The organism is Xanthomonas sp. WHRI 7945 (genome assembly GCF_035026585.1).
In genome coordinates this window covers 312,730-333,104 of the sequence record NZ_JAYIQP010000001.1, presented here as the reverse complement: position 1 = coordinate 333,104, position 20,375 = coordinate 312,730, and the positions used below count along the sequence as shown (strand labels likewise).

Sequence of the window (20,375 nt, the reverse complement as noted above, 5' to 3'; positions counted from 1 at the left end):
CCTTCCCTGTAGCCGTGATCGCCCAGTGGGCGCCGTTGCCATGTCCGATGTTGCCCAGGAAGCTGCGCGCCGCCGCACCTTCGCCATCATTTCCCACCCCGACGCCGGCAAGACCACGCTGACCGAAAAGCTGCTGCTGTTCGGCGGCGCGATCCAGATGGCCGGCTCGGTCAAGGGCCGCAAGGCCGCGCGCCATGCGACCTCCGACTGGATGGCGCTGGAGAAGGAGCGCGGCATCTCGGTGACCTCGTCGGTGATGCAGTTCCCGTACGAAGGCAAGATCATCAACCTGCTCGACACCCCCGGCCACGCCGACTTCGGCGAGGACACCTACCGCGTGCTCACCGCGGTGGACTCGGCGCTGATGGTGATCGACGTGGCCAAGGGCGTGGAAGAACGCACCATCAAGCTGATGGAGGTATGCCGGCTGCGCGACACGCCGATCATGACCTTCATCAACAAGCTCGACCGCGAGGGCAAGGACCCGATCGACCTGCTGGACGAAGTGGAGACCGTGCTCGGCATCCAGTGCGCGCCGGTGACCTGGCCGATCGGCATGGGCCAGCGCCTGAAGGGCGTGGTGCACCTGATCAGCGGCGAAGTGCACCTGTACGAGCAGGGCCGCAACTTCACCCGCCAGGACTCGACCATCTTCCCGTCGCTGGACGCGCCCGGCCTGGCCGAACGCATCGGCGAGCAGATGCTGGCCGAGCTGCGCGACGAGCTGGAACTGGTGCAGGGCGCCAGCCATGCGTTCGACCTGGACGCCTACCGCGCCGGCAAGCAGACCCCGGTGTTCTTCGGCTCCGGCGTCAACAACTTCGGCGTGCAGCCGCTGCTGGACTTCTTCGCCGAGCATGCGCCGCCGCCGCAGCCGCACGCCACCACCGGCCGCCCGGTGCAGCCGACCGAGGAAAAGCTGACCGGCTTCGTGTTCAAGATCCAGGCCAACATGGACCCGCAGCACCGCGACCGGGTCGCGTTCATGCGCATTTGTTCGGGCCGCTTCAGCGCCGGCATGAAGACCCTGCACGTGCGCACCGGCAAGGACACCAAGCTGGCCAACGCGCTGACCTTCATGGCCAGCGACCGCGAGATCGCCGCCGAGGCCTATCCGGGCGACGTCATCGGCATCCACAACCACGGCACCATCTCCATCGGCGACACCTTCACCGAAGGCGAGGCGCTGTCGTTCACCGGCATCCCCAACTTCGCCCCGGAACTGTTCCGCCGCGCGCGGCTGCGCGACCCGCTCAAGCTCAAGCAGCTGCAGAAGGGCCTGGCGCAGCTGTCCGAGGAAGGCGCCACCCAGTTCTTCCGCCCGCTGATGAGCAACGACCTGATCCTGGGCGCGGTCGGCGTGTTGCAGTTCGAAGTGGTCGCCTACCGGCTCAAGGACGAATATGGCGTGGATGCCAGCTTCGAGCCGGTTGGCGTGGTGACCGCGCGCTGGGTGCATTGCGACAACGCCAAGAAGCTGGAGGAGTTCCGCGAGAAGAACGCGATGAACCTGGGCATCGACGGCGCCGGCGAACTGGTCTACCTGGCACCGACCCGGGTCAACCTGCAACTGGCGCAGGAACGCGCGCCGGACGTGCGCTTCGCCGCGACCCGCGAGCACGCGCACAGCGTCGCGCTGGACTGATCGCGCCGGGCCGACGCTGCACGGCGCGCGGGCGTGAACCGCGCGCCAATTGCTGCGCCGCAACGGATGCGAATCGCTCGCAAGTGCGGTACCGTTTGCGGCCATGGAAGCCGACCAGCCGTCTTCGCTCATGCACGCCGACGCGCCGCCTTCTACGGACTGGCGCGACGAACTCGCCAGCGCCCTGACCCACGGTCTGGGCGCGGTCGCCGCACTGGCCGGCAGCTCGGTGCTGATCACCCTCGCCGCGATCTACGGCGACGGCTGGCAACTGGCCGGTGCGATCGTGTTCGGGGTCGCGTTGCTGCTGCTGTACACCGCCTCCACGCTGTATCACGCCATCCCGCATCCCGGCGCCAAGGCGCGGCTGCAGGTGCTGGACCACTGCGCGATCTACGTACTGATCGCCGGCACCTACACCCCGTTCACCCTGGTCGGCCTGCGCGGTCCCTGGGGCTGGGGCCTGTTCGCGGCGATCTGGACCATCGCCCTGGCCGGGGTGGTGTTCAAGCTGTTCTTCACCGGCCGCTTCCGGCTGCTGTCGACCATCCTATACCTGGCCATGGGCTGGCTGATCGTGGTCGCGATTGAGCCGCTGCTGCACTCGGTGGATGTCCCGACCCTGTGCTGGCTGCTGGCCGGCGGCCTGTTCTACACGCTCGGCACCTACTTCTACCAACGCGACACGGTGCGCTACTTCCACGCGATCTGGCACCTGTTCGTGCTCGCCGGCAGCGTCTGCCACTTCGTCGCGGTCACCGCACAGGTGCTCTAGCGCCACGCGCTTTCGCGTCACCTGCACGCCGGCCGCCTAGTATGGCCGGATGGATCGCGAACCCACTCCTGCAACACGAGACCGGCCCCGCTCCTGGCCCTGGCGCCGTCCCGATGGCCGCCTGCGGCGCTGGCCGTTCGTGCTGGGCGCGCTGGTACTGGTGCTGCTGATCGTCATCCTGATCTTCGACTGGAACTGGTTCAAGGGCCCGGTCGAGCGCGCGGTGCAGGCCAAGACCGGCCGCGAATTCCACATCGACGGCAACCTCGACGTCGACCTCGGCGGCACCACCACGATCCGCGGCGATGGCCTGCGCTTCGCCAATGCCGAGTGGTCGAAGCAGCCGCAGATGGCCAGCGCGCAACGCGCGGAGATCGACCTGGCGATCTGGCCGCTGCTGCGCGGCAAGGTACGCATCCCCGAGATCCGCCTGACCCAGCCGAACCTGCTGCTGGAAACCGGGCCGGACGGCCGCCCCGGCAACTGGAGTTTCGGCAGCAACGACGGCGGCTCGCAGGTCGTACTCGGGCGCCTGCTGGTGCAGCAGGGGCGGCTCAAATTCCAGGACGTCCCCGGTCGCACCGACATCGACGTCAGTGTCGACAGCCTGACCTCGCAGCGCAGCCGCGGCGATGCCGCGCCGCCGATCGCGGTCGCCGGCGACGGCCGCTGGCGCGGCAATCCGTTCACGCTCAAGGGCAGCACCGCCTCGCCGCTGGAACTGAGCGAAAGCGATCACCCGTTCAAGGTCGACCTGCGTGGCAGCGCCGGCAGCACCCGCGCGCACATGCGCGGCACCCTGACCAATCCGTTCCAGCTGCGCGTGTTCGACCTGCAGCTGAACCTGGCCGGCGCGGACATGGCGCATCTGTACCCGCTGCTCGGCATCGCCATGCCGTCCACGCCGCCGTACCAGTTGGACGGCCGGCTCAAGCGCAACGGCGAAATCTGGCACTACGACGACTTCAACGGCCGCGCCGGCGACAGCGACCTGGCGGGCAGCGTGCAGATCGACACCGCCGGCGAACGTCCGTTCCTGCGCGCGGACCTGCGCTCGCGGCGCCTGGACTTCGACGACCTGGCCGGCTTCGTCGGCGCACCGCCGCGCACCGGCGCCGGCGAGACCGCCAACGCGCAGCAGAAGGCGCAGGCCGCCGAACTCGCGGCCGAGGCCAAGGTGCTGCCCTCCACCCCGTACAACCTCGGCAAGCTGCGCGCCATGGATGCCGACGTGCGCTGGAAGGCGCAGCGGATCAACGCGCAGAAACTGCCGCTGGACGACATGGACGCGCACCTGAAACTCAACGACGGCGTCCTGCTGCTGCAACCGCTCGACTTCGGCGTGGCCGGCGGCAACATCCGCTCGGACATCCGCATGGACGCGCGCAAGCCGACCATCGCCACCCGCGCGCAGATCTCGGTGCGCGGCATGCAGTTGGGCAAGCTGTTCCCGGACGGGCAATTGGCCAAGGAGGCCTCCGGCGCGATCGGCGGCGAGATCGCGCTGGCCGGCACCGGCAACTCGGTCGCGCAGATGCTCGGCAGCGCCGACGGCACCGTCGCCGTCGGCATGGGCAAGGGCCACATCAGCAACCTGATCATGGAACTGGCCGGACTGGACATCGCCGAGTCGCTGAAGTTCTTGGTCACCAAGGACCGCGAGATTCCGGTGCGCTGCGCGTTCGGCGATTTCGCGGTCAGGGACGGCGTGATGGACTCGCGCGCATTGGCCTTCGACAGCACCGACACGCTGATCGTCGGCAGCGGCACCGTCGACCTGGGCGAGGAGAAACTGGACCTGCTGCTGAAGGCGCGTCCGAAGGATCGCAGCATCCTGTCGCTGCGCTCGCCGCTGCGCGTCGGCGGCAGCTTCAAGGATCCGACCTTCCGCCCCGACTTCAAGGCACTGGGTATGCGCGGCGCGATCGCCCTCGCGCTGGGCAGCATCGCCCCGCCGGCCGCCCTGCTGGCGACGCTGGAAACCGGCCCGGGCAAGGACAGCGATTGCGGCGGCAGTTACGCGAAGTAGCCGGGATTGGGGATTCGGGATTCGGGATTCGCAAAAGCAGAAGCGGGCCAATGTGCTTTTGACTTTTCCGAATTCCAAATCCCAGATCCCGAATCTCGGCTAGCTCGTGATATAGCGCTGCAGCTGATCCAGTTCCTGCTGCTGCTCCTCGATCACCGCCTTGACCAGGTCGCCGATCGAGATCACGCCGACCACCGCGCCGGCCTGTACCACCGGCAGATGGCGGATGCGCTGGCCGGTCATCAGCTCCATGCACTGCTGCACGCTCTGCGACGGGTCCACCGTGTACACCTTCGCGCTCATGATGTCGCGCACCGGCGTGGTCGCCGAGGAGCGGTCCTGCAGCACCACCTTGCGCGCGTAGTCGCGCTCGGACAGGATGCCGGCCAGGCGCCCGTCCTGCATCACCAGCACCGCGCCGATGCCCTTCTCGGCCATCAGCCGCAGCGCATCGACCACCGCCGCATCCGGCGACACCGCGTGGATCTCACCGCCCTTGTCGCCCAACAACTGTCGTACCGTACGCATCGCTGCTGCCTCCCGGTTCGCTGGATCGCACGGCCGAGGATACTCCTCCACCCGGTGCACGCCAGGTGTCGATCAGATACAGCGGGCGCTGCTTGGATTCCTCGTACAACCGGCCCAGGTATTCGCCGATCAGGCCCAGCGCGATCAGCTGCGCGCCGCCCAAGAACAGGATCGCCGTCATCATCGTCGGCCAGCCGGCGACCGGGTCGCCCCACAGCGCGGCCTTGATCACGATCCAGGCCGCGAACAGGAATGCGCCCACCGCCGTCGCTAGGCCCAGGTAGGTCGCCGCCCGCAGCGGCGCGGTGGAAAAGCTGGTGATGCCTTCCAGCGCGAAATTCCATAACCGCCACAGGCCGAACTTGCTGCGCCCGGCCAGGCGCGGCGCACGCCGGTACGGCAGCGCCAGCTGGCGGAAACCGACCCAGCCGAACAGACCCTTCATGAACCGGTGGCGCTCGCGCAACTGCCCCAACGCCGCCAGCGCGCGCGGCGACAACAGGCGGAAATCGCCAGTGTCGGCCGGGATCGGCGTCTTCGACAGGCGTCCGATCACCCGGTAGAACAGCGACGCGGTGCTGCGCTTGAGCCAGCTCTCGCCATCGCGCGCGATGCGGGTGCCGTAGATGTCGTCGTAGCCGGCGCGCCAGTGCGCGACGAATTCCCCGATCAGCTCCGGCGGATCCTGGCCATCGGCATCCAGCAGCATCGCCGCGCCATGCTCGACGAAATCCAGCCCCGCGGTCAGCGCCAGCTCCTTGCCGAAATTGCGCGACAGGCGCAGCGCCCCGACCCGCGGATCGGCCGCGGCCAGCGCCTGGACCACCTCCCAGGTCGCGTCGCGGCTGCCATCGTCCACGTACAGCACCCTCCCCTCCACGCCGTCCAGGCCATCGAGCGCGGCGAGGATGCGCGGATGCAGCAGCGGCAGGGTCTGCGCCTCGTTGAAGGCGGTGACGACGACGGTAAGGCGCTCGGATTCCATGCACCGATGGTACGGAGCGGCCCGCGTGTTCACCAGCGGCTACGGCGCCTGCAGATAGGCAGGCCCGCCCAGCTGCCGCGCCTGCCGCTGGATCCAGTTGGCGCGGCGCTGCACGTAGGGGCCCGGACGCGCGGCGTTGTAGCGTTGCGGCGACGGCAACACCGCCGCCAGCAGCGCGCTCTGCCCAGGACTCAGCTGCGCCGCATCCTTGCCCCAGAAGCTGCGTGCCGCGGCCTGCGCGCCATAGACCCCGTCGCCGAACTCGGCGACGTTGACATAGACCTCCAGGATCCGCCGCTTCGGCCACAACGCCTCGATCAGCACCGTGTACCAGGCCTCCAGCCCCTTGCGCAGCCAGCTGCGGCCCTGCCACAGGAACACGTTCTTGGCCACCTGCTGGCTGATCGTGCTGGCGCCGCGCAGGCGGCCGCCGCGCGCGTTGTGGTCGCGCGCCTTCTCGATCGCCTCCAGGTCGAAGCCATGGTGGCTGGGGAAACGCTGGTCCTCGGCGGCCACCAGCGAGATCGGCAGGCTCGGGGCGATCTGCGCGGTGTCGCGCCAGTCGTAGGCGACGCGGAACGACCAGTCGCCCTCGCCCCAGGCGCCGAGCTGGCGCTCGAGCATCATCGCCGAGAACGGCGGGTCGACGAAGCGCAACGCCAGCACCTGCGAGACGCTGGCCAGCACGAACACCAACGGCGCCATCAACAGCCAACGCAGCCAGCGTCGCCGCCGCGGCGCGGCCGCGCCACTTGCAACGTCCCGCGCCGCCCCCATTGCTATGCGTTCTTCGACTTTGTCCACCGAGATGACCCACTATCCTGCGGTCGCCATCTTCCCATGCGCAGCGAGGCCGCGATGAGTTCTTCCGATCACGATCACGATCACCTGACCCGCTTCCTGCTGCCCGGCGCCGGCGTGCGCGGCGTGCACGTGCGCCTGGAGTCGGCCTGGCGCGAGATCCTCGCGCCGGCCAGCTATCCCGCCGCGGCGACCGAGCTGCTGGGCGAGGCGTGCGTGGCCGCGGCGCTGTTCACCGGCCATACCAAGGTCGACGGCCGCCTGTCGGTGCAACTGCGCAGCCAGGGCGCGCTGCGCACCCTGTTCGCCGAATGCACCGCGGCCGGCACGCTGCGCGGCATCGTCCAGCTCAGCGAGGGCAGCGACGCGCCGCGCGACCTGCGCGCGCTCGGCGACGGCGCGCTGCTGGCGATCACCATCGAGAACCCCGGCCTGGACCCGCGCGAACCGCAGCGCTACCAGAGCCTGGTGGCGCTGTCGGCAGCCGAACTGGGCGAAGCCTTCGAGGACTATTTCCGCCAGTCCGAGCAACTGCCGACCCGCCTGATCCTGGCCGCCGACGGCCAGCAGGCGGCCGGGCTGCTGCTGCAGAAACTGCCCGGCGACGCCGGCGACGAGGACGGCTGGAACCGCGCCGGCGCTTTGTTCGAAACCGTAGACGAATCCGAGCTGCTGGCGCTGCCGGCCGAAACCCTGCTGCACCGGCTGTTCCACGAGGAAGCGGCACAGCTGCTCGGCACCAGGCCGCTGCGCTTCGGCTGCTCCTGCTCGCGCGAGCGGGTGGCGGCCATGTTGCGCTCGCTGGGCGAGGAAGAAGCCCGCGCCGCCGCCGAGGCGACCGGCCAGGTCGAGATCCGCTGCGAGTTCTGCGGCCGGCACTATGACTTCCCCTTGACGGAATTCGGCGTATTGTTCGCCATAACCCCGGCTGAACCGGCGCCGCCAGAGCGCTTGCAATAGCTGGGGGCGAGCTTTAGGACCGGGGAGTCTGGCTTGTTAAAGAAACATAAACCCACTAGCATCATCCACCCTGCCCGGCGGGAACTTTAGTTCCTGCCCGAGAGTCCCAGACCGCTGATGCGAACCCTACTGCGCCTGCCACTTGCCCTGCTGATCGCCCTTGCGGCGGCCACGGGCGCGCATGCGCAGAGCAAGCCAGCCAGCAGCGACCGCGACCGCACCGTCCTGCCGATCTGGAACAAGGGCAGCGGCAAGGTCGAGGCCTTGCTGTACCTGGAACCGACCGGCGAGCAGGCGGCCGGCGCGCGCTGGCACTTCGGCCGCAATTCGCTCGACGCCGCCTTCGGCCTGTCCTCCGGCGACTCGCTGGGCCTGCTGTGCAACAGCGCCAGCGGCAGCAGCATCAGCGGCCTGGCCAGCCATTGCATGCTCGCCAGCCTGGGCGACGACGACGGCGATGCCGGCGGCCACCACGTCGCCGCGACCACCACCTTCAATCGCCCCGGCGGGCGCCTCTCGCTGTCGGCCGGCACCGGCCGCGAGAACATGCCGGCGTGGCTGGCCGGGGCCACCAAGACCCCTGCGCTGCGCATGGAGCAGAACGACCTGACCGTGTTCGCGCAGCAGAACATCGGCCGCGAAGGCTTCGTCTCGATCGGCGGCACCTATGCGCGTGCGCGCCTGGTGCCGATCGCCGATGCCTCCGAAGCCCTGGTCAACCAGTGGGACAGCAAGAGCCTGAGCATCGGCGGCGGCTACGGTTCCTTCAGCGCCAACGTCATCGGCCGCGTGGTCGATGCGCCGGGCCAGCCCGGCAAGTGGTCCGGCCTCGGCGTGGGCCTGACCTGGCGCACTCCGTGGAGCGGCCAGCTGACCGTCGGCGCCGAGAACGTGATCACCCGCGGCAAGAACCCGTTCGCCCCGAACAACATCAGCACCGAGGAAGGCACCATCCCATACGTGCGCTACGAACAGGACTTGTAAAAGCCAACCTCCTGTTTCGAAAAAGAATTTCTGCAAGAAAAGCCCCTTCGAGGGGCTTTTTTTTGCCCTGAGCAAGTCAAATATTGTGACTTACACCACACTTTTGCGGATATTATTAACAACTCTTTAATTTCCGGGAAGAGGCAGTTACTATCGGTTCACCCTGCGGATTTTGGCGTCGCATTTCGACACCACCGCCGGACAACCTTCAGTTGCCACCACACCTCATTCGGAGAGAGAGCCAATGAATTGCAAGACCCACCGCCTGCGCGACGCCATCACGTTCGCGCTCGCCGCTGGCACCACCGCCCTGCTCAGCACGGGCGCGGCGGTTGCCCAGGACAGCACTTCCAGCGACCCCTCCAAGACCCTGGACACGATCCAGGTCACCGGTTCGCGCGTTGCCCGCGTCGAGACCGAGACCGCCAGCCCGGTGGTGGTGATCGATCGCGCGGCGATCGAACAGACCGGCAAGCTGACCCTGGGCGACCTGGTGCAGGAGCTGCCGGCGATGTCCGGCGCGCCGTCCACCCCGGCGGTCAACAACGGCGGCGGCGACGGCAAGTCCTCGGTCGACCTGCGCGGCCTGGGCGATGAGCGCACGCTGCTGCTGGTCAACGGCCGCCGCGTCGCCAACAACGACGTCAACTCGATCCCCGCCACCGCGGTGGAGCGCATCGAAGTGCTGACCAGCGGCGCCTCGGCCGTGTACGGCTCCGATGCCGTCGCCGGTGTGGTCAACTTCATCCTGCGCAAGGATTTCGAAGGTCTGGCGGTCAGCGTCGACTACGGCCAGGCGACCCACCTGAGCGATGGCGCGCGCAACGGCGGCTCGGTGACCTTCGGTCAGGTCGGCGATCGCGGCAACATCATGGCGGGCCTGAACTACAACAAGTTCGACGGCATTTCCTCGGCCGACCGCAAGTACTCCAAGGACGCGACCTACCTGTACAGCGGCTACGTGACCATCCTCGGGTCCAGCCGTACGCCGGGCGGCCGCATCACCATGCCGGCCAACCTGGCCACGCAGTACGGCTGCGGCACGGTCACCCTGACCCCGGGCGCCAGCGGCGCCTCGCAGGCCGACTACCGCTGCTACTCCGGCGCGCGCGACTCCTTCAACTATCAGGCCACCAACCTGATCATGACGCCGCAGGAACGCACCAACGCGTTCTTCCTGGCCAACTACCAGATCACTGACAGCATCAACGCGTTCGCCCAGGTCTACCACAACAAGACCAGCTCGAACTTCGCCATCGCCGCGCTGCCGTTCGATGCCCGCGGCGACAAGGTGGTCATCTCCGCCGACAATTTCTACAACCCGTTCGGCGTGGATTTCGGCGCGGACGTCGCCGGCAACCAGTACAACCAGTTCCTGACCCGCTTCACCTCGCTGGGCCAGCGCCGCTCGTACTACAGCACCGTCACCGACCAGGTCGTCGCCGGCCTGGAAGGCTTCGTCGGCGACACGTCCTGGAAGTGGGACGCGGCGATGAACTACGGCCACTACACCCGCGAGAACACCAGCTACGGCTACGTGTACTACGCCGGCCTGCGCGACGCGCTGGGCCCGTCGTTCCAGGACACCGACGGCGTGGTCAAGTGCGGCAGCGCCGGCAACGTGATCTCCGGTTGCACCCCGCTCAACATCTTCAACATCAACGACCCGCAGACGATCTCCACCCTGGAAGACTACGAAGCGCGTCCGACCTACTCCACCACGTACCAGATGCGCAGCTTCGAAGCCAATGCCAACGGCGAGCTGTTCACGCTGCCGGCCGGTGCCGCGCAGCTGGCCGTGGGCCTCTCCTGGCGCGAGGAGTACCAGAAGAACTCGGTCGACTACATCGCCATCGCCGACCCGGACGGCAACTGCTTCATCTCGCAGGAAGCCTGCGGCACCCCGCTGAGCGGCAAGTACAACGTCAAGGAACTCTACGGCGAACTGTACGTCCCGCTGCTGTCGGAAGTCCCGTTCGCGCACCTGCTGGCGGTCACCCTGGGTTCGCGCTATTCCGACTACAACACCTTCGGCGACACCACCAACAGCAAGATCCAGCTGGAATGGCGCCCGATCGAGAACCTGCTGCTGCGCGGCACGGTCGCTGAGGTATTCCGTGCGCCGACCATCGACAACCTGTACAGCGGTGCGACCGGCGATGCGCCGAACTTCACCGACCCGTGTATCGGTTACGGCGCTCCCGGTGGTCCGCGTGATCACGAAGCCGCGTGCGGCGCGGGCTCAGGCGCGACTGCCATTCCCGTCACCGGCATCACGCCGAGTGGCCTGTCGCAGACCACGGGCGTGTGGTCGGGCTCGGTCGCGGCTGGTTTCGAGCTGAAGCCGGAACAGGGCAAGTCGTTCGACTGGGGCGTGGTATACGACCCGGAATGGCTGCCGGGCTTCTCGGCCAGCCTGGACTACTGGCGCCTGTACCTCAACGACACGATCAACCGTGCCGATGCGCAGACCGTGGCCAATATCTGCTACGAAGACGAAAGCAGCCCGTTCTGCGGCTTCATCAACCGCTACTCGGATGGCCAGGTCAACTTCATCCGTGAACCGATCGTCAACCTGGGCCGCCTCGACACCAAGGGCTGGGATCTGGCGCTGCGCTACCGCCTGCCGGATACCGCGTGGGGCAGCTACACCTTCGGCCTGGACGGCACCTACATCGCGCGCTACGACAACAAGACCAATCCGGCCGATCCGGATGGCGTCGTGACCCACGTTGCCGGCACCTACAACAAGACCTACGGCCTGTACTCGCGGGTCCGTGGCCGCCTGTTCGTCAACTGGCAGAAGGGCGACCTGGCCGCCAGCTGGCGCGTGCGGTACATCGGTCCGTTCGACGTGGGCAGCGCCGATCCGTCGCAGAACTTCAGCTCCGATGCCGGCTTCCCGACGGTGGTCTCCGAGTACGGCTCCTACTTCATGCACAGCGTCAGCGCCAGCTACGCGCTGCCGTGGTTCAATTCGAAGATCGAAGTCGGCCTGGACAACGTGTTCGACAAGCAGCCGCCCATGCTGTATCAGAACAACGTGCTCAACGCGAACACGGACGTCAACAGCTTCGACACCGTGGGCCGCTACCTGTGGGCTCGCTACAGCATGAACTTCTGAGCGCGGCAACGACGCTCTTTGTTTGAAGACGGGGCCGCGCGAACGATTCGCGCGGCCCTTTTCATTGGCAGACTCAAATGAATTCACCGCAACTGCACTACGCCATCCAACTGATCGAACAAGATCAGGCCGCAGCCGCAGCCGATCTGTGCCGACAGGCGCTGGCGGGCGCGCCCGGCGACCCGTCCTGGAACACCTTGCTGGCGATGTCGCTGCAGCATGCCGGCGACACCGCTGGCGCCGCCGCCATCTACCAACGCCTGACCGAACTGCAACCGCACGAGTCCGCACACTGGGCCAACCTCGGCCTGACCCTGCGCACGCTCGGCGAGCATGCCCCGGCCGAGCACGCCTATCAGCGAGCGCTGTCGCTGGCGCCACGCACCTACCACTTCCTGGTCGATTACGGCCTGCTGCTGCTGGACAAGGGCGACATCGCCCATGCCCGCCACCGCTTCCTGGATGCCGTGGACCTGGACCCCTCCCAGGCCGAAGCGCGCATCTATGCCTCCATCGCCTGCTTCGAGTGCGGCGACGCGCAGCGCGCGGCGACGTTGCTGCCGCCACCGGCGGTCTGGCCGCAGCTTGCGGACAACCTGCGCGAGGAACTGGCGACCGCATTGATCCAGGTCGGCCGCACCGACGAAGCCGAGGCACTGCTGTCGCAGAACCGGCCGGGGCAAAGCCCGTCGCTGTCCAACCTCATCCGCCTGGCCCAGCTCTACGAACGTACCAATCGCGTCGAGCAGGCCGAAGCCTTGCTCGCGCAGGCGGCATCGATGCCGCAGCAACACGACCGGCAGACACGCGTCGACGTGCTGCAGCTGGAAACTTCGCTGTCACTGCGGCGCAAGGACTACGCGTCCGCACGCAGCGCCGCCGAGACCCTGCTCGCGCTGCAGCCGCAGATCCAGGCCCAGGCCAACGCCTACTTCGCACTGGCCGGTATCGAAGACAAGCAACGCCATCCCGCCGCCGCGATGGCGATGCTGGAGAAGGCGCATGCCATCCATTTCAAGCTTGCCGCCGATACCGTGCCGGAAATCGCGCACTCCAACGAAGAACCGCTGAAGGTTTCGAGCCTGTGGCTGGACGAGGCGCAGGCGCGCTATGCACAGGCGCGCGACGCTGCGCCCGGCAGCGACGCCTCGCCGGTATTCATCGTCGGCTTCCCGCGCTCGGGCACCACCATGCTCGAGCAGATGCTCGATGCGCACCCGGGCTACGCGTCGATGGACGAACGCGCGATTCTGCAGCGTTGCATCGAATGGATGGAGGCGCAGGGCAAGCGCTATCCCTACGATCTCGGCGAACTGGATGAGGCGCAGGTCGAGGCGATGCGCCAGGTGTACTGGTCGGAGATCGCCAAGGTCATCGCACTGGCGCCGGGCCAGCAGCTGGTCGACAAGAATCCGCTCAACATGCTGCGCCTGCCGATGATCATGCGCCTGTTTCCGAACGCCAGGATCATCCTCGCCCTGCGCCATCCCTGCGACGTGCTGCTGAGCTGCTACATGCAGAACTTCCGCTCCCCGGCGTTCATGGTGCTGTGTTCCAGCCTGGAGCGCCTGGCCAAGAGCTACGTCAACGCGATGCGGTTCTGGATCCACCACCAGGCCTTGCTGCAGCCGGACCTGCTGGTCCTCAAGTACGAGGAGACGGTGGCCGATTTCCCGGCCCAGGTACAGCGCATCGGCGGTTTCCTCGGTATCGCGCAACCCGAATTCCTGGCCGGCTTCAGCCAGCACGCCGCGCGCAAGGGCTATATCAGCACGCCCAGCTATTCGCAGGTAGTGGAGCCGGTGAACCGGCGCGCGGTGGATCGCTGGCATGCGTACGCGCCGTGGCTGGCCAGCGCGCTGCTGATCCTGCAGCCGGTGGCCGCGCATTGGGACTACGACCTGGAGATGCCTGCGCCATGAAAGCGCTCAGCGACTACATCCGCAGCTACGACGACGCGCTGCCCGAGGCGTTCTGCCGCCAGCTGATCGATGGCTTCGAGGCCTCGCGCGCGCATCACCAGCGCAACGGCAGCAACAGCCGCGCGGTGCTCGGCGACAGCAACTGGACCGAACTGGATGTCGGCAAGCTCGCCGACCCGGCGTTCCTGGGGTTCTTCCTGGACAAGATCGAGCACTACCTGGCGCGCTACAACCAGGACCTCGGCCTCACCCTGTCGATTCCCTACCGTCCAACCATCGACCGGCTGATCCTGAAGAAATACGAGGTCGGCGGCGGCGACCGGTTCCAGCCGCACTTCGATTCGATCGACGAGGTGTCCGAACGCTACCTGGTGTTCCTGTGGTACCTCAACGACGTGGCCGAGGGCGGCACCACGCGCTTCTGCGACCTGGACGTGGAAACCGCGCCGCGCGCCGGCAGGCTGCTGATGTTCCCGCCGTACTGGATGTACCAGCACGTCGGCAATCCGCCGGTCTCCAACGCCAAGTACATCCTGTCCACCTACCTGATGTTCAAGCGCTGAGCAGCGCGCCGCGCGCGCCGGCCCGGCCGTGCGAACGCGGCCGCTTGGCTACAGGCCCGCGCGCAGGTTGAACGCGCCGATCGACTCGATCAACTGCCGCAGCGCCAGCGTCTCGGCCTCTTCCAGGTCCGGATGCCAGGTATCCAGGATCATCACCACCCGCACCTGGTCGCTGTGGTTCCAGGCCTGGTGCAGGCAGCTGTCGTTGAAGGTGACCGGTTGTCCGACCTGCCAGGCGTGGGCGATGCCGGCCACCTCCAGCGCGCAGTCCGGCGGCACGATCAACGGCAGATGCGTGACCACCCGCGAGTTACTGACGCCATAGTGCGGCTTGATCGTGGTGCCGGGCGCCAGGATCGAGAACAGCACCTCCGGCGCGTGCAGGTCGATCCGGGTCAACGGCACGTGCGCCAGCGCCGCCGCAGTGATCGGGCAACGCTGCAGGTTCTCGGCGTGCGCCACGCCATGCCGATAGAAGAAGTACGCGTCCCAGGCGCCATCGCCCTGCTTGGCGCTGAGATAGTCCTGCGGCGTGGCGCCATTGCTGAAATCCAGGAACGGCTGCACCGCCTGGCGCGAGGCCAGGACCTGCCGCACTTCGTTGCAGATGCCCTCGGTGGCGCCCTGCAGCCGCGCGTACCAGGGGAAGCGCTCGGCACCCAGATACGGCGAAGGATCCAGGTCGGGCACATACAGAAAGGTCGGGCGTTGGCCATCGTCGGCCGGGCGCGGCTGCACCCCCAGATAGATGCGCAGCGCCGCCGTCACCCGGCGCAGCGCCGCTTCGCCGAAGCGCTCGATCAGCGGCTGCACCGCGGCCGCGAACAGGGCGTGCCGGCCCCGATCGATCCGCGCCATCGCCGCGAGCACCCGCGGCTGCAGCTCCGGCGCGGTGCTGCGCTGGTCGAGCCAGCGGCCCTTGGCCTGCGCGGCATGCACCGCGGCGAAGTACATCGGCAAAGCGTCATCGCCATGCCCCGCCGCATCCAGGCTCTCGGCGTAGCACAGCCGCACCAGGAACGCGTCCGGCGCCAGCTGCAAGGCCTGCTCGAACGCCGGCAGCGCCTGCGCATGCTCGCCCAGATGGGCCAGGCACATGCCCAGCCGGCTCCACGCCTCCAGGGTCGGCTCGGCGGCGGCCACCAGGGTCCATGCCTGCGCCGCGCGCGCAAGCTGGCCGCTCTCCGTCAACAGCGTCGCGTGCATACGCCGCAGCGTCACATCGTCCGCCGCCTTGGCCAGCACCTGTTCGCACAGCGCATCGGCACGCCGATAGTCGCCCTGGGCGAGATGGCGGCGCACCTCCTCGTGCACGCTAGCGCGCGTCAGTTCCTGAAACATCAGCCCGGGATCAGGGTCACGATGACGTGTTCGACGTAGGCCTCGAACTCCTCGCGCGCCTGCTTGGGCTGGTGCAGCTGCAGCGACAACTGCAGGAAGCCGACATAGGCGGCATACGCCAACCGGGCGCGGTGCTGGGCATCGGTGCGGCTGAGTCCGGCCTGGCGGAACGAGGCGATCAGGTACTCCATGCGCCGTTGCGAAACCCGGTCGATGACCGGACGCACCGCCGGATGGTCCAGCGCCTTCAGCAATTCGCTATAGATGATGTGCGGCTTGACCTCATGCGCGACCAACTGGAACAGCGCGCGCAGGCGCGTGCGCGGATCCGGCACCTCTTCCAGGCTGCCGAACACCTGCTGCTGCTCGACCAGTTCCCAACGCTCCAGCGCCGCCTGCAGCAGCGCATCGCGCGAAGGGAAATGCCAGTAGAAGCTGCCTTTGGTCACGCCGAGCCGGCGCGCCAGCGGCTCCACCGCCACCGCGTTGACGCCTTGCTCGGCGATCAGGTCCAGTGCGGCCTGCGCCCAGTCTTCGGCGCTGAGTCGGTTGTTGCGGCCGCCGCTCGGAGCGGCGGCATCGTCGGTGCTTGGCGCGGAAGCATTGTTCATCCGGCGATTTAACCATACGGGGAAGTCGGTTGCAGTATGTGTGCTCCATGAATCGAGCGCAAATGCCCGGCAGCGTTGGCTTTTCGCTTCCATACTGCATCGTATTGACATCGCCGCGCGCTACTCCATACTAGCTCGTATGGTTTCTTCTCCCTCCACCGCGCCCACTGCCGTCTCCGCCATGCTTTCCGGCGCGGACGACATGCGCCTGGCGGCGACCGTCATGGACTCCGGCGATGCCGGCAGCGTGCTGTTCGCGCACGGCTTCGGCCAGACCCGGCACGCCTGGATGGCCAGCGCCGCGGCGTTGCAGGCGCACGGCTATCGCAGCGTCGCCTACGACGCGCGCGGCCATGGCGACTCCACCCGCAACCCCGCCGCCCTGGCGTATCGCGGCGAACAGTTCACCGACGACCTGATCGTGGTCGCCGGCGAAATGGCGCCGGCGCCGGTCCTGGTCGCCGCCTCGATGGGCGGGCTGTTCGGGCTGATGGCCGAGGCACGCTGGCCGGGCCTGTTCCGCGCGATGGTGCTGGTCGACATCACTCCGCGCTGGCAGCCGGCCGGGGTCGAACGCATCCTCGCCTTCATGAGCGCGCATCCGCACGGCTTCGCCACCCTGGACGAAGCCGGCGACGCGATCGCCGCCTATCTGCCGCAGCGCACGCGCAAGTCGCCCGAGGCGCTGCGCAGCGTCCTGCGCCGGCACGCCGACGGCCGCTGGTACTGGCACTGGGATCCGCGCCTGGTCGAGGAACTGGCGCGCGACAGCGACCAGCACCAGGATGCGATCGCGCAGGCCGCCAGCGAGGTGCAGTGCCCGCTGCTGCTGGTCAGCGGCGGGCGCAGCGACCTCGTCACGCCGCAGACCATCGAAGACTTCCTGTCGTTGGTGCCGCATGCGCAACATGCGCACCTGCCCGAGGCCACGCATATGCTGGCCGGCGACGACAACGCCGCATTTACCGCCACTGTGTTGCATTATCTGGACGCACTGCCACCGGCTAGCGCCGCCGCACCGTCCGCCGTCACCGAGCATGTCCCCGGAGCAAGCCCATGAGCATCGTCGCACCCTTCCTCGTGTTGTTGTTGGCAGGCGCTTTCGCCGCCTATCACCGCATGCGGCTCGCCGTCTGGGCCGCGCTGAGCGCCACGCTGCTGGTCGCGTGCTGGCTGCTCGGCGCCCACCACACCGCCACCATCGTCGCCGCGGTGCTGCTGGCGCTGGTCGCGGTGCCGCTGCTGTTGCCGTTCGTGCGCAAGCCGCTGCTCACCGCGCCGATGCTGAAGGTGTTCCGCAAGGTGCTGCCGCCGCTGTCGCAGACCGAGCGCATTGCGCTGGAAACCGGCTCGGTCGGCTTCGAGGGCGAGCTGTTCACCGGCGACCCGGACTGGCAGAAGCTGCTCGACTATCCCAAGCCGCAGCTGACCGCTGAGGAGCAGGCGTTCCTCGACGGCCCGGTGGAAGAGCTGTGCCGCATGACCAACGACTGGGAAATCACCCACGTCCATGCCGACCTGCCGCCGGAACTGTGGAGCTTCGTCAAGAAGCACAAGTTCTTCGGCATGATCATTCCCAAGGAATACGGCGGCCTGGGCTTCTCCGCGCTGGCCCACCACAAGGTGATCCAGAAGATCGCTTCGGTGTCGAGCGTGGTCAGCTCCACGGTCGGCGTGCCGAACTCGCTGGGCCCGGGCGAGCTGCTGCTGCACTACGGTTCCAAGGAGCAGAAGGACTACTACCTGCCGCGCCTGGCGGTGGGCCAGGAAGTGCCATGCTTCGGCCTGACCGGCCCGTTCGCCGGTTCCGACGCGACCTCGATTCCCGACTACGGCATCGTCTGCAAGGGCGAGTGGAATGGCGCCAACGTGCTCGGCGTCAAGCTGACCTTCGACAAGCGCTACATCACCCTGGCGCCGGTGGCGACGCTGGTCGGCCTGGCGTTCCGCATGTACGACCCGGACGGCCTGATCGGCGACACCAAGGACATCGGCATCACCCTGGCGCTGCTGCCGCGCGAGACCCCGGGGGTCGAGATCGGCCGCCGCCACTTCCCGCTGAACTCGCCGTTCCAGAACGGCCCGATCCATGGCCGCGAGGTGTTCATCCCGCTCAGCCAGCTGATCGGCGGCGTGGACATGGTCGGCAAGGGCTGGAACATGCTCAACGAGTGCCTGGCCGTGGGCCGCTCGATCACCCTGCCCTCCACCGCCAGCGGCGGCGCCAAGTACGGCGCCATCGTCACCGGCGCCTACGCGCGCATCCGCAAGCAGTTCGGCCTGTCGGTCGGCCGCTTCGAGGGTGTGGAAGAGGCGCTGGCGCGGATCGGCGGCAAGGCGTACGCGATCAGCGCGCTGTCGCAGGCCACCGCCGCGGCGGTGGATCGCGGCGACGTGCCGTCGGTGCCGTCGGCGATCGCCAAGTACCACTGCACCTCGATGAGCCGCGAAGTCATCAGCGACGTGATGGACGTGGTCGGCGGCAAGGGCATCATCCTGGGGCCGCGTAACTTCGCCGGCCGCAGCTGGCAGGCGGCACCGATCGCGATCACCGTGGAAGGCGCCAACATCATGACCCGCAGCCTGCTGATCTTCGGCCAGGGCGCGATCCTGTGCCATCCGTGGGTGATGAAGGAGATGAAGGCCGCCGGCAATCCGGACCACAAGGCCGGCGTCGACGAGTTCGACCGCAACCTGTTCGGTCACATCGGCTTTGCCATCTCCAACGCGGTGCGCTCGCTGTGGTTCGGCCTGACCGCCGCGCGCATCGGCGCCGCCCCGGGCGACGCCTATACCCGCCGCTTCTTCCGCAAGCTGGACCGCTACTCGGCGAACCTGGCACTGATGGCCGACGTGTCGATGCTGATGCTCGGCGGCAAGCTGAAGTTCAAGGAATCGCTGTCCGGCCGCCTGGGCGACGTGCTGAGCCACATCTACATGACCAGCGCGATGCTCAAGCGTTACCACGACGACGGCGCGCCGGCGACCGACCAGCCGCTGCTGGCGTGGGCGTTCCACGACAGCGTGCATAAGATCGAGCTGGCGCTGTCGGCGGCGCTGCGCAACTTCCCGATCCGCCCGGTGGGCTGGCTGATGTGGGCGCTGATCTTCCCGTGGGGCCGCCGCGCCGAAGCGCCGGGCGACCGCCTGGGCCACCGCGTCGCCGCGCTGCTGATGACCCCGAACGAAGCCCGCGACCGGTTGGGCCAGGGCGTGTTCCTGACCCCGTGCGAAAACAACCCGGGCGGGCGCATCGCCAGCTATCTGACCAAGGCGGTGCTGGCCGAGCCGGTCGAGCGCAAGTTCCTGAAGGCGCTCAAGAGCAAGGGCATCGAGGCGCTGGACTTCGCCTCGCAGCTGGACGAGGCGGTGCGCGAAGGCGTGCTGTCGGCCGACGAGCGCCGCCAGCTGGAGGAACTGCGCGAGATCACCATGGACACGATCGGCGTGGACGACTTCGACGCCGACGAACTGCGCTCGGCCAGCTACTACCACCGCGCCACGGCCGGCGACGACCATTCGCGCGAAGCGGCCTGATCCATACCGGCCTGCTCCACGCCGGCGACACGCTCACCACGACGGCGGACTTCGGTCCGCCGTCGTCATTTGGAGACGCACACCATGAGCCAACTGCTGTCGCTCTATCAACGCATGCAACGCTGGCCGGCTGGGCAATGGCTGTTCTCGCGCGCGGTGTGCTTCAAGGCACCCTATTTCGCCAGCATCGCCCCGCGCATCACCGTGCTGCAGCCGGGCCGCTGCGAGGCGCGTTTTGCGCATCGGCGTCGGGTCAGCAACCACCTGGGCACAGTGCATGCGATCGCGCTGTGCAACCTGGCCGAACTGGCCGGCGGGGTCATGGTCGATGCCAGCCTGCCGCCGTCGATGCGCTGGATCCCGAAAGGCATGCGCGTGGAATACCGCAGCAAGGCCCGCGGCACGATGCACGCGGTGGCGACGCCGGACGTGGCGATCGTGGCCGCCGACAGCGGCTACGAGCTGCCGGTCAGCGTGGAGATCCGCGACGAAGGCGATCAGGTCGTGTTCTTCGCCAGCATCGCCATGTGGGTGTCGCCGCGCACGAAGGCGAAGGGCTAGGCAGCTGCG

General features: G+C 67.8%; 16 protein-coding genes. 11 read left to right on the top strand and 5 right to left on the bottom strand.

Translation table 11 applies throughout. The features are described 5' to 3' along the window. The first annotated feature begins 40 nt into the window (after positions 1–40). From VDQ83_RS01265 to VDQ83_RS01255, 3 genes are all read left to right on the top strand, one after another. On the top strand, positions 41–1,645 hold the full coding sequence (locus VDQ83_RS01265; protein WP_263395295.1) for a peptide chain release factor 3: 1,605 nt from the start codon (positions 41–43) through the stop codon (positions 1,643–1,645). Between the two features lie 130 nt (positions 1,646–1,775). Beyond that, positions 1,776–2,420 (top strand): PAQR family membrane homeostasis protein TrhA, encoded by a 645-nt coding sequence (gene trhA, locus VDQ83_RS01260; RefSeq protein WP_309918318.1) that lies wholly within the window; start codon positions 1,776–1,778, stop codon positions 2,418–2,420. A gap of 49 nt (positions 2,421–2,469) precedes the next feature. Further along, positions 2,470–4,449 carry an AsmA family protein gene (locus tag VDQ83_RS01255; protein WP_455433571.1) on the top strand — a complete coding sequence of 660 codons (1,980 nt, stop codon included), beginning with the start codon at positions 2,470–2,472 and terminating at the stop codon, positions 4,447–4,449. Between the two features lie 99 nt (positions 4,450–4,548). Here the strand turns inward: VDQ83_RS01255 and VDQ83_RS01250 are convergent, their stop codons facing one another. The 3 genes from VDQ83_RS01250 to mtgA are packed head-to-tail and all read right to left on the bottom strand — an operon-like array spanning position 4,549 to position 6,739. After that, the gene (locus VDQ83_RS01250; protein WP_184410723.1) at positions 4,549–4,977 is read right to left on the bottom strand and encodes a CBS domain-containing protein; all 429 of its coding nucleotides are present in this window, start codon (positions 4,975–4,977) and stop codon (positions 4,549–4,551) included. Continuing rightward, a complete protein-coding gene (locus VDQ83_RS01245; protein WP_455433570.1) occupies positions 4,937–5,962 on the bottom strand; it encodes a glycosyltransferase family 2 protein in 1,026 nt (341 codons plus the stop codon). Before VDQ83_RS01245 ends, VDQ83_RS01250 begins: the two co-directional genes overlap by 41 nt. A 39-nt stretch (positions 5,963–6,001) precedes the next feature. Continuing rightward, the gene (mtgA, locus tag VDQ83_RS01240; RefSeq protein ID WP_455433569.1) at positions 6,002–6,739 is read right to left on the bottom strand and encodes a monofunctional biosynthetic peptidoglycan transglycosylase; all 738 of its coding nucleotides are present in this window, start codon (positions 6,737–6,739) and stop codon (positions 6,002–6,004) included. Positions 6,740–6,820: 81 nt separating this feature from the next. Here mtgA and hslO point away from each other — a divergent pair, with 81 nt between their 5' ends. The 5 genes from hslO (at position 6,821) to VDQ83_RS01215 (ending at position 14,316) form a co-directional block, all read left to right on the top strand. Beyond that, positions 6,821–7,723: an Hsp33 family molecular chaperone HslO gene (gene hslO, locus VDQ83_RS01235; protein WP_455433568.1), complete on the top strand. Its 903-nt coding sequence runs from the start codon at positions 6,821–6,823 to the stop codon at positions 7,721–7,723. 117 nt (positions 7,724–7,840) lie between these two features. After that, a complete protein-coding gene (locus VDQ83_RS01230) occupies positions 7,841–8,707 on the top strand; it encodes an XOO1806 family protein (RefSeq protein ID WP_455433567.1) in 867 nt (288 codons plus the stop codon). Positions 8,708–8,951: 244 nt separating this feature from the next. After that, positions 8,952–11,831, top strand: a complete 2,880-nt coding sequence (locus VDQ83_RS01225) for a TonB-dependent receptor plug domain-containing protein (RefSeq protein WP_263395301.1) — start codon at positions 8,952–8,954, stop codon at positions 11,829–11,831. Positions 11,832–11,908: 77 nt separating this feature from the next. Next, positions 11,909–13,753, top strand: coding sequence for a sulfotransferase (locus tag VDQ83_RS01220; RefSeq protein WP_455433566.1), 1,845 nt, complete (start codon positions 11,909–11,911; stop codon positions 13,751–13,753). Continuing rightward, on the top strand, positions 13,750–14,316 hold the full coding sequence (locus VDQ83_RS01215) for a 2OG-Fe(II) oxygenase family protein (RefSeq protein WP_263395303.1): 567 nt from the start codon (positions 13,750–13,752) through the stop codon (positions 14,314–14,316). The genes VDQ83_RS01220 and VDQ83_RS01215 overlap by 4 nt, the downstream gene beginning before the upstream one ends. Before the next feature lie 48 nt (positions 14,317–14,364). Here VDQ83_RS01215 and VDQ83_RS01210 read toward each other — a convergent pair whose 3' ends face one another. Further along, positions 14,365–15,657: an aspartyl/asparaginyl beta-hydroxylase domain-containing protein gene (locus tag VDQ83_RS01210; RefSeq protein WP_455433565.1), complete on the bottom strand. Its 1,293-nt coding sequence runs from the start codon at positions 15,655–15,657 to the stop codon at positions 14,365–14,367. Continuing rightward, the gene (locus tag VDQ83_RS01205; RefSeq protein ID WP_263395305.1) at positions 15,657–16,268 is read right to left on the bottom strand and encodes a TetR/AcrR family transcriptional regulator; all 612 of its coding nucleotides are present in this window, start codon (positions 16,266–16,268) and stop codon (positions 15,657–15,659) included. Before VDQ83_RS01205 ends, VDQ83_RS01210 begins: the two co-directional genes overlap by 1 nt. A gap of 139 nt (positions 16,269–16,407) precedes the next feature. Here VDQ83_RS01205 and VDQ83_RS01200 point away from each other — a divergent pair, with 139 nt between their 5' ends. The 3 genes from VDQ83_RS01200 (at position 16,408) to VDQ83_RS01190 (ending at position 20,366) form a co-directional block, all read left to right on the top strand. Continuing rightward, complete coding sequence (locus VDQ83_RS01200) at positions 16,408–17,328, top strand: alpha/beta fold hydrolase (RefSeq protein WP_455433564.1); 921 nt, start codon at positions 16,408–16,410, stop codon at positions 17,326–17,328. Then, positions 17,325–19,805 carry an acyl-CoA dehydrogenase gene (locus VDQ83_RS01195; RefSeq protein ID WP_455433563.1) on the top strand — a complete coding sequence of 827 codons (2,481 nt, stop codon included), beginning with the start codon at positions 17,325–17,327 and terminating at the stop codon, positions 19,803–19,805. Before VDQ83_RS01200 ends, VDQ83_RS01195 begins: the two co-directional genes overlap by 4 nt. 84 nt (positions 19,806–19,889) lie before the next feature. After that, positions 19,890–20,366, top strand: a complete 477-nt coding sequence (locus VDQ83_RS01190; RefSeq protein WP_455433562.1) for a hotdog fold domain-containing protein — start codon at positions 19,890–19,892, stop codon at positions 20,364–20,366. Positions 20,367–20,375 lie beyond the last annotated feature (9 nt).

What these genes read in the sequence shown, in the direction of transcription:
- VDQ83_RS01265 (WP_263395295.1), top strand. Translation starts at nt 41, where the DNA reads ATGTCCGATGTTGCCCAGGAAGCTGCGCGCCGCCGCACCTTCGCCATC.
- trhA (WP_309918318.1), top strand. Translation starts at nt 1,776, where the DNA reads ATGCACGCCGACGCGCCGCCTTCTACGGACTGGCGCGACGAACTCGCC.
- VDQ83_RS01255 (WP_455433571.1), top strand. Translation starts at nt 2,470, where the DNA reads ATGGATCGCGAACCCACTCCTGCAACACGAGACCGGCCCCGCTCCTGG.
- VDQ83_RS01250 (WP_184410723.1), bottom strand. Translation starts at nt 4,977, where the DNA reads ATGCGTACGGTACGACAGTTGTTGGGCGACAAGGGCGGTGAGATCCAC.
- VDQ83_RS01245 (WP_455433570.1), bottom strand. Translation starts at nt 5,962, where the DNA reads ATGGAATCCGAGCGCCTTACCGTCGTCGTCACCGCCTTCAACGAGGCG.
- mtgA (WP_455433569.1), bottom strand. Translation starts at nt 6,739, where the DNA reads ATGGGGGCGGCGCGGGACGTTGCAAGTGGCGCGGCCGCGCCGCGGCGG.
- hslO (WP_455433568.1), top strand. Translation starts at nt 6,821, where the DNA reads ATGAGTTCTTCCGATCACGATCACGATCACCTGACCCGCTTCCTGCTG.
- VDQ83_RS01230 (WP_455433567.1), top strand. Translation starts at nt 7,841, where the DNA reads ATGCGAACCCTACTGCGCCTGCCACTTGCCCTGCTGATCGCCCTTGCG.
- VDQ83_RS01225 (WP_263395301.1), top strand. Translation starts at nt 8,952, where the DNA reads ATGAATTGCAAGACCCACCGCCTGCGCGACGCCATCACGTTCGCGCTC.
- VDQ83_RS01220 (WP_455433566.1), top strand. Translation starts at nt 11,909, where the DNA reads ATGAATTCACCGCAACTGCACTACGCCATCCAACTGATCGAACAAGAT.
- VDQ83_RS01215 (WP_263395303.1), top strand. Translation starts at nt 13,750, where the DNA reads ATGAAAGCGCTCAGCGACTACATCCGCAGCTACGACGACGCGCTGCCC.
- VDQ83_RS01210 (WP_455433565.1), bottom strand. Translation starts at nt 15,657, where the DNA reads ATGTTTCAGGAACTGACGCGCGCTAGCGTGCACGAGGAGGTGCGCCGC.
- VDQ83_RS01205 (WP_263395305.1), bottom strand. Translation starts at nt 16,268, where the DNA reads ATGAACAATGCTTCCGCGCCAAGCACCGACGATGCCGCCGCTCCGAGC.
- VDQ83_RS01200 (WP_455433564.1), top strand. Translation starts at nt 16,408, where the DNA reads ATGGTTTCTTCTCCCTCCACCGCGCCCACTGCCGTCTCCGCCATGCTT.
- VDQ83_RS01195 (WP_455433563.1), top strand. Translation starts at nt 17,325, where the DNA reads ATGAGCATCGTCGCACCCTTCCTCGTGTTGTTGTTGGCAGGCGCTTTC.
- VDQ83_RS01190 (WP_455433562.1), top strand. Translation starts at nt 19,890, where the DNA reads ATGAGCCAACTGCTGTCGCTCTATCAACGCATGCAACGCTGGCCGGCT.